Origin of the sequence: Buttiauxella sp. S19-1 (assembly GCF_022134725.1) — a bacterium.
GTDB classification, from domain to species: domain Bacteria; phylum Pseudomonadota; class Gammaproteobacteria; order Enterobacterales; family Enterobacteriaceae; genus Buttiauxella; species Buttiauxella ferragutiae.
Map to the genome: position 1 here is coordinate 1 of NZ_JAHWLU010000168.1, position 7,214 is coordinate 7,214.

At 47.1% G+C, this 7,214-nt stretch carries 7 protein-coding genes; 3 read left to right on the top strand and 4 right to left on the bottom strand.

Going from position 1 to position 7,214, the window contains the following annotated elements:
* Window positions 1-276: 276 nt before the first annotated feature.
* The 4 genes from MES37_RS22630 to MES37_RS22645 form a co-directional block, all read right to left on the bottom strand.
* On the bottom strand, window positions 277-1,242 hold the full coding sequence (locus tag MES37_RS22630) for a sensor domain-containing diguanylate cyclase (RefSeq protein WP_064540972.1): 966 nt from the start codon (window positions 1,240-1,242) through the stop codon (window positions 277-279).
* A 78-nt stretch (window positions 1,243-1,320) separates the two neighbouring features.
* A complete protein-coding gene (locus MES37_RS22635; protein WP_064540969.1) occupies window positions 1,321-2,232 on the bottom strand; it encodes a DMT family transporter in 912 nt (303 codons plus the stop codon).
* Between the two features lie 26 nt (window positions 2,233-2,258).
* Window positions 2,259-3,398, bottom strand: coding sequence for an HlyD family secretion protein (locus MES37_RS22640; RefSeq protein ID WP_064540966.1), 1,140 nt, complete (start codon window positions 3,396-3,398; stop codon window positions 2,259-2,261).
* A gap of 24 nt (window positions 3,399-3,422) precedes the next feature.
* A complete protein-coding gene (locus MES37_RS22645) occupies window positions 3,423-3,743 on the bottom strand; it encodes a DUF3302 domain-containing protein (protein WP_064540963.1) in 321 nt (106 codons plus the stop codon).
* A 323-nt stretch (window positions 3,744-4,066) separates the two neighbouring features.
* On the opposite strand from MES37_RS22645, the gene MES37_RS22650 reads away from it, so the two are divergent.
* The 3 genes from MES37_RS22650 (at window position 4,067) to MES37_RS22660 (ending at window position 6,589) form a co-directional block, all read left to right on the top strand.
* Window positions 4,067-4,696: a winged helix-turn-helix transcriptional regulator gene (locus MES37_RS22650; protein WP_064540960.1), complete on the top strand. Its 630-nt coding sequence runs from the start codon at window positions 4,067-4,069 to the stop codon at window positions 4,694-4,696.
* 183 nt (window positions 4,697-4,879) lie between these two features.
* Window positions 4,880-5,935, top strand: a complete 1,056-nt coding sequence (gene ompA / locus MES37_RS22655; RefSeq protein WP_064540958.1) for a porin OmpA — start codon at window positions 4,880-4,882, stop codon at window positions 5,933-5,935.
* A gap of 111 nt (window positions 5,936-6,046) precedes the next feature.
* Window positions 6,047-6,589 carry a YfaZ family outer membrane protein gene (locus MES37_RS22660; protein ID WP_064540956.1) on the top strand — a complete coding sequence of 181 codons (543 nt, stop codon included), beginning with the start codon at window positions 6,047-6,049 and terminating at the stop codon, window positions 6,587-6,589.
* The last annotated feature ends 625 nt before the right edge of the window (window positions 6,590-7,214 follow it).

The window sequence follows — 7,214 nt, forward strand, 5'->3', positions numbered from 1 at the left end:
GGTCACGTGGTCGGGAACCACGTGAGAGAGCGATCGTCTGGAACGAATCGCGAACGACCCCGAATGTTGGGTGAAAAACGGTGTTTACCGCTTTAGCGGCGATTGATTTGCCGGGCGCCTGGATTATTAAGGAGTTGGCGTTAACTCCTTAATACGTTCACCGTTTTCTGGAATTAAAGAGATAACTGAATGCACGGGTGAACGGAAAACCTGCGGGGCTAACAGATTTCGCCCTGACAAGATTACCAGGGTGAGTGGTGTATAAGATAGAGGCGTTTAGGCCTGACTCACCACCCTCGCACCCAGCACCACCCCATTCTTACCAGTGCGCTTAATCAAATACATCGACTCGTCGGCACGAATTACCGCATCGGCAAAATTGTCGTTGGCCCAGGACTCATTAATGCCAATTGATGCGCCGACAGTCGCCGAACCGTTGCTCAACTCAAATGGCGTGATAGCGGCATCCAGGCAGCGCTGGGCAGTGGTTTGGATTGCTGCACTCTCCAGCGTCCACGGCATCAGCAGGATAAACTCATCGCCACCGATTCGCCCAATGGTCACTTCTGGCGGGCAGGCTTCGGACAACCGCTGGCTGAGCTGCAACAGAACTTCGTCGCCGCTGCGATGCCCCAGGGTATCGTTAACGTTTTTGAAATCATCAAGGTCGATAAAAGCCACTGATAGCGGGCCGAGTTTTTTTAACAAATCAAACTGTGCATGCAGCGAGTGGCGGTTAGCAAGACCGGTGAGCGGATCGTGGTTGGCGAGCTTCGCCAGCTGTTCCTCGTACTGCTTTTCTTTGGTCATGTCGATGTGGGTACCGGTGACTTTCAATGGCTTACCGTCATCGCTCCATTCGGTCACTCGTCCACGGTCTAGCACCCAGGTGATGGTGCCATTTTTAGCCTGCATACGGTGCAGCGCTTCGTACCAGGGGGCTTTGCCTTCGAGATGGTTATAAAACGCGGCGAGCACCATTTCTTTGTCTTCAGGGTGCAGATGGTCACGCCACACATCAAAATGAGCGCTAAGTTCTTTGGGCCGATAACCCAGCATGGAACCCCAACGGCGGTTGAAAATAACCAGTTTGCCGCTGCTAATATCAAGTTGCCACAAGCACAAACCTGTCCCGTCGAGCGTTGCACTCAGCTTGTTGCGTGAGTCATGCGCAATTCTCTTGAGACGGGCATTATGCTTTTTGAGGTTCTGGATCTGTTGCCTGAGGATCTCTTCTGACATTGACCATATTTATGTTCAAATAATATCCATTTTTAACAGCTATTAATGAGTTGTAAATATGGCGCAGAAAAAATCGTGCTAGTTCCACTGTTGTTGCGAGGTTGAAACGCTTTTTCTCTTCTCAACCGGTATTAAAGAGAAAAAGACACCGCTAAGCATCGCGGCGAGCAGAATCCAGGATGTCGGTGAAAAGACGCTGTCCATTACCAGGCATTCGAGTAGCACGGCAATAACCGGAAAACAGATAAATACCAACGAGGTACTGAACGTCGATATACGCTTTTGCAGCGAGAAATAACACAAGATTCCGAACACCCCAGCCACAATGCCAAGGTAAATAATCGAGGCAAAAGACAGCCAGGTAATATTTTCAATTAGCGGTTTTTCCACTATCACACCAATCAGCGTGAGGATTAACCCTGCGGCAAGGCACGGCAGCGCGTTAAATGTGGAAAGCGAAACCTGGCAACTGCGCTTCTTGCATTGAACGTACATAAAAGCATGGATGAAAACGGCAAGAACGACGGCTAATGACCCTTTCCAGTTGTTGCTCAGGCTCATCCTGGCTTCTTCTCGCAGCAAGCAAAACAGTGAGAGTAGCGCTAGCATCGAACCCATGAGTTGTAACAGGCTGACAGGGGCGTTGAGCACTACGATAGAAATCAGCAGAACGGCAACCGGCAACACGGCAAAGATAATTGCCGCACTGCTGGCATCGACGTACTGCTCACCGTAAAGCACCAGCGTGAAGGGCAGGCAGTAACAGAACAGGAACACACAGAACTGGAAAATACGGTGGCCTGGTGGGAATAACAGCGATGAACGAGTGATCTTCAATAGCCACAAGAGGAGTGGCGCTGCGCTTAAAAAGCGCAGGCCGGTGGCAAAAATCGGTGGCATGCTGACTAGCGCGAATTTCATCGCCAGCCAGGTGCTACCCCACGTCAGAATAACGACGGCGAAAAGTGTCAACATTTTGGCTTTCTGCATGGGGTGGCTCCTTTTTTCACCTCAAATTAATGATCGATATACAGGTAGTGCATCCAGCTGGTCATACGCAGCAAGATTTTGCGGATAATGGAAACGTGTTCGAAATAATCCGAATACACGGCAACTTGTCCCATGGTACCGGCCGGTAAACGTTCTACATCTTTGACGTTGTTAAGCTCAATTTCTGCATAGATGCCGTCGAGTTTGGGATCCAGACTTAAACCTTGTAAGTAGCCTTGTGCCTGATAACTACTGTTGGCGATCGCCGGCATGATTTGTTTCACTTTCCCTTTCACGACACTGCCTGGCAGGCCGTTGAACACGACCTCGGCTTCATCACCCGCGGTTAAACGCAGGGCAGAGTTTTGGCGGAAAACGGCATAAACGCTGGTTTTCTGGTCAGGGACGAACACCATCACTGGGCGCAGCGGTATCGGGCGCACGAACATGCCTGGTTTCAGGAACAGTTGCGTTGCGTAGCCATCGCTAGGGGCGCGAATAACGGTTTTCTCAAGGAAGTATTCTGCTTCTTTGAGGTTGGACTTCAAGCGGTACACTGTCGCGTTTTCGCCGTTAACCAGCGCACTCAGTTCTGCCGCTGTTTGGTCGCGCTTCGACAGGGAAGAACGCCATTGCGCCTGCGCTGCCAGATAGGTTTGCTGTGCGCGAACCACTTCCTGGTCAGTAAACGGGCTTTTCATTTTGTCCTGGCTGCCATTGCGGTAACGGTCAGCATCTTTCATGGCTAAATCGCGTTGTGCTTTTACCTGGGCAATATCGGCATTTTCGGAAGCCAGGCGCGCTTGCAGCATTTCAACGTTCTTTTCTGCGCTTTCGATTTCACCTTTGATTGACTCGACTTTGGCCTGGTAGGCGGTCGGGTCAATACGGAACAGGAAATCCCCTTTTTTCAGCATCTCATTAGATTTAGCGGTCACTTCGACCACCGTACCCGATACTTCAGGGATAATAGGTACTGTCACGGTAACCATCTGAGCACGTTCAGTGTAAGGATGGTTGTAATTCATTAATAACAGCAAGGAGCCAATAAGAATAATCCCACCCAAAACTGCAGTAGGAACGCTCCATTTATTTAATGGAATTTTGAAGAATTTAAATATACCGACACAAATTGCGGTATATGTAAGAATAAGTAATAAATCCACAATGAATCCTGCTCAATAATTCGGTTACTGGTGGTTTGCTGTATTATTTTTGTGCTGAGCTTCCAGTTGAGCCAGACGTTCACGTAACGCCTCTAACTCATGGTTTTTAGTCGCAAATCCCCAACCACGATCTTCGCGATATAGCATCGCCCAGATCCACAAAAACGGCCAGATTGCGTGCAGTGTGAATAAACTCACCCAACCTGCAGCATGAATAGCATCTTGATGTGGATGATTGCGATGCACCGCGATTTCATAAGGAATATCGTGCACAACAATAACGCCATAGAAAAGCGTCAGTCCCACAAATATAAGAGCGCCTAAGGCAAGGTAGTCCAGGATCATAGTTTGGTGCTCCGTGATTAAATGTCCGGAGACACTAATGAGAAGGTGTGCGCGGCACCACTTTTAATTTGTTTAAATTTAAATTTTTGGCGATTTTTTAATTGCACAAAACCACAATAATGTGCAAGAGGAAAAATAAGAAATTACACTTCTTTTCATCATAGAAATAGTTGTAAAAAATGTGCAAAAAGGTGTTTTAGTTTTTCAATACATGGTTGTATGTAAGCAGCAAACACTTCAGAGTAGCGCTCCCCCGCTAGATCTTTGGCGTGGTATATACTTCAAGGAACCTGCATGTATAGTGAGTCATCTCAGGAAAAAAAATGATTATACCTCCTCCCACACGACCCGAAGCCGCCATCCAGCGCCTGCTGACCGCCCTTGAGCCCTATGGAACCCCCATGGAGATCATTCCTCGTAAGCGGATTAACTGGGAATATAAAGATGTCCCGCAGTTCTACGTCTTCAAGAAAGGCGAAATTTCTGTGCTGCGCGCAACGGATGGTTTAGTTATTGCTACGCTCTCCGGGCAGAATTTGTTCGGTATTGCGGAGAGTATCCAGCCTTTACGTAGCCATATTCTGCGTGCAGAAACCGATTGCACCATGCTACGTATGGATGCCAGCCAGGCGCATGAAATAATAAGTCAGCAAGACCTTTGGAAAGATGTGGCTATTATTCTTGCTTACTACACCACCTACCTCTGCTACCGCGATTCTGTCGTCGTGCAGCAACGCACTTATTCCATTATTCGTGGTCATCTTATTGAGATGAGCCGCTTGCCGGAAGAATCTCGATTAAGAACTTCAATTCTTGATTACATTCAGGAAAGAACGCACTTATCACGTAGCAGTATTCTGAATGTCATGTTTGCTTTAAAGAATGGCGGTTACATTGACATTCGCCGTGGAGGTTATTTACTGGAAGTCATCAATTTGCCTGAGAAATTCTAAAGCACGCTAATTATTGTTGTGATATTGGTTTTGTGGGTGTGTTATGCAATGATTTAACCTAGTTCTTTTTCATTTAAAATTAAATGAAGTTCAAATTCCTTCTTGCAAGGAATATGAATATCATCCGTCGCTTAAATATTAATACCATTGAGCAATCTCCCAGCAGCGACTTCAAGGATTATGATGAAAAAGACTCTTATTGCGTTAATCGCACTCAACGCCTTCGCAGTAACGAACGCCAATGCCGCAGCCGATACCGATACCTGGTATGGCGGTGCTAAATTAGGTTGGTCACATTATTTCGATGGCAATGGTGACAATGATTTCAATGATAACGTAAGCAACGCGACCGACTTTGAAACCAGCAGCGACAATGTTGGCGGTGGCGTATTCGCAGGTTATCAAATTAATCCGTGGTTGGCTGTTGAAGGCGGCTACGACTATCTCGGCAATATGCAGATCCAAGGCAACAACGGCGTAGCCGGTGCCAAAATGGGTTCTCAGGGCTTGCAGCTTTCTATGAAAGCTAGCTACGGTTTCACTGATAACTGGGATATCTATGGCCGTGCCGGTGCATTTGCATACCGTGCTGAAGCTGAGCAAAATGGCGATTCTAAGTTTGATACTGGCGTGCGCCCACTGGCCGCTGTCGGTACTGAATATGAGTTCAATGACAACTGGGCTGGCCGCGTGGAATACCAATGGGTTGGCAACGTGGGTAACTCCAACCAAATTGGCGTGAGTTCTGATGTCAGCACTGTGACTGCCGGTGTGGTTTACCGCTTTGGTGCCAACGAAGCCGCTCCAGTTGCAGCAGCACCTGCTCCAGTAGAAGCGCCAGTAGAACCACAGCGTTTCAACCTGAAATCAGACGTGATGTTTGCCTTCAACTCAGCAGTGCTTTCTGCTGAAGGTGAAGCAGCGGTACGTGACCTCTACAACCGTCCAGAAATTCAGGCAGCTAAAGACAAATCCACTATGGTGATTGGCTTTACTGACCGTCTGGGTTCACAAGATTACAACCTGAACCTGTCTGCAAAACGTGCGCAAGCCGTTGCTAACGAACTGGTTCGTTTAGGTATGCCAGCTCAGAACGTCCAGGCAGAAGGCCGTGGTGCAAGTGAGCCAGTAACTGGAACAACCTGTGATGCAGTCACTGCGCGTCAAGAACTGATTAACTGCCTGGCACCAGATCGCCGCGTTGTTATCGAAATTGCCGGTGTAGCGCCACAGCAATAAGTCCCAACATGCAATTACAAAAATAGCAGTAACGTCCGTTTTGCCCGATGCCTTAGTGCCTATCGGGCTTTTTTTTTGGTCCGGAAACCCTGAAGAATAAAGAGGAACGCGATGAAAAATTTAAAAATGGCTTGTCTGATCGTTGCAACACTGAGCGCAGGTTCGGCAAGTGCGGTTTCATTTCATGGAGAGGCGGGTTCTAAATGGACCAACCTGGGTATGAGTTTTGGCGCCAATGAGCCTGGTTTTACCTTTAGTGGTAACTGGGCACATAACGATAATGACGGTGATGTTGCGAGCCTGGGACTGGGCTGGAATATCCCGTTGGGTTCGGTGCTGATTACCCTCGGCGGTAAAACGCTGTATCTGAACCCGGATGATAACGACGAAGGTTATGCCGTGGCAGTAGGGGGTGGTGCGCAGCTGCCACTGGGCGAAAATTTTACTCTGTTTGGCGATGCTTATTTTTCACCTGATTCGCTCTCAAGTGGCGTAGCACAGTATGGCGAAGCGAACGCGGGTCTTCGCTGGAATGTTAACTCCACGTTTTCCGTTGATGGCGGGTACCGTTATGTTGGCATGGAAGGGAAAGATGGCCGCAGCGATAATATCTTAGCCGATGGCGCTTACGCTGGGGTTAATTTTAGTTTCTGATAAGTTTATTTTTGTACGGAAATTAGTTTGCTGGCGAAATGGTCACACACTACAATTATCACGTTGATACATCAAGCCTCATTGATATCGTCAATTCGAGTGATTCGATCCTTTAATATTGTTTGTGCATCTTGCTGTGCCAATACAATATACCCGCCTGTCCGGCGGGTATTTTTTTATCTAAATATTAAAATTTATTTTTAAATAAAAAGGATTTTGAATACGTGGTGCATTAACCTTATGCTGGTTTCAGCTCATAGGGATGTGGGCTATGTAAGCAACCATCAAATAGTAAGCAGTACGAGGCCACACTATGGCAACATAGTGTGGCTTTTTGCTATGTGTTTTTCTGCTAATGTGAGGAGATTAAAGAGGTTTTTGTTACAGGTGAATGACGTAAAATAAATGTTCACTGTTTTGCTTTTTCATTTGGCTAGCGCACGGTTGCTATATATATAAATAAGCGAAAAGATTAATTATCGGGAGTGGGTTTAAGAGTGAAACCCAGGTTTTGATTCCGATTCTTTTAATTATTATTCATTGTAATAAAATGAAAACATAAAGGGTGGAAAACTCCATTTCGAGCATGGTGAGCTCCAGGTTACATATCTGCACTATTGTAATT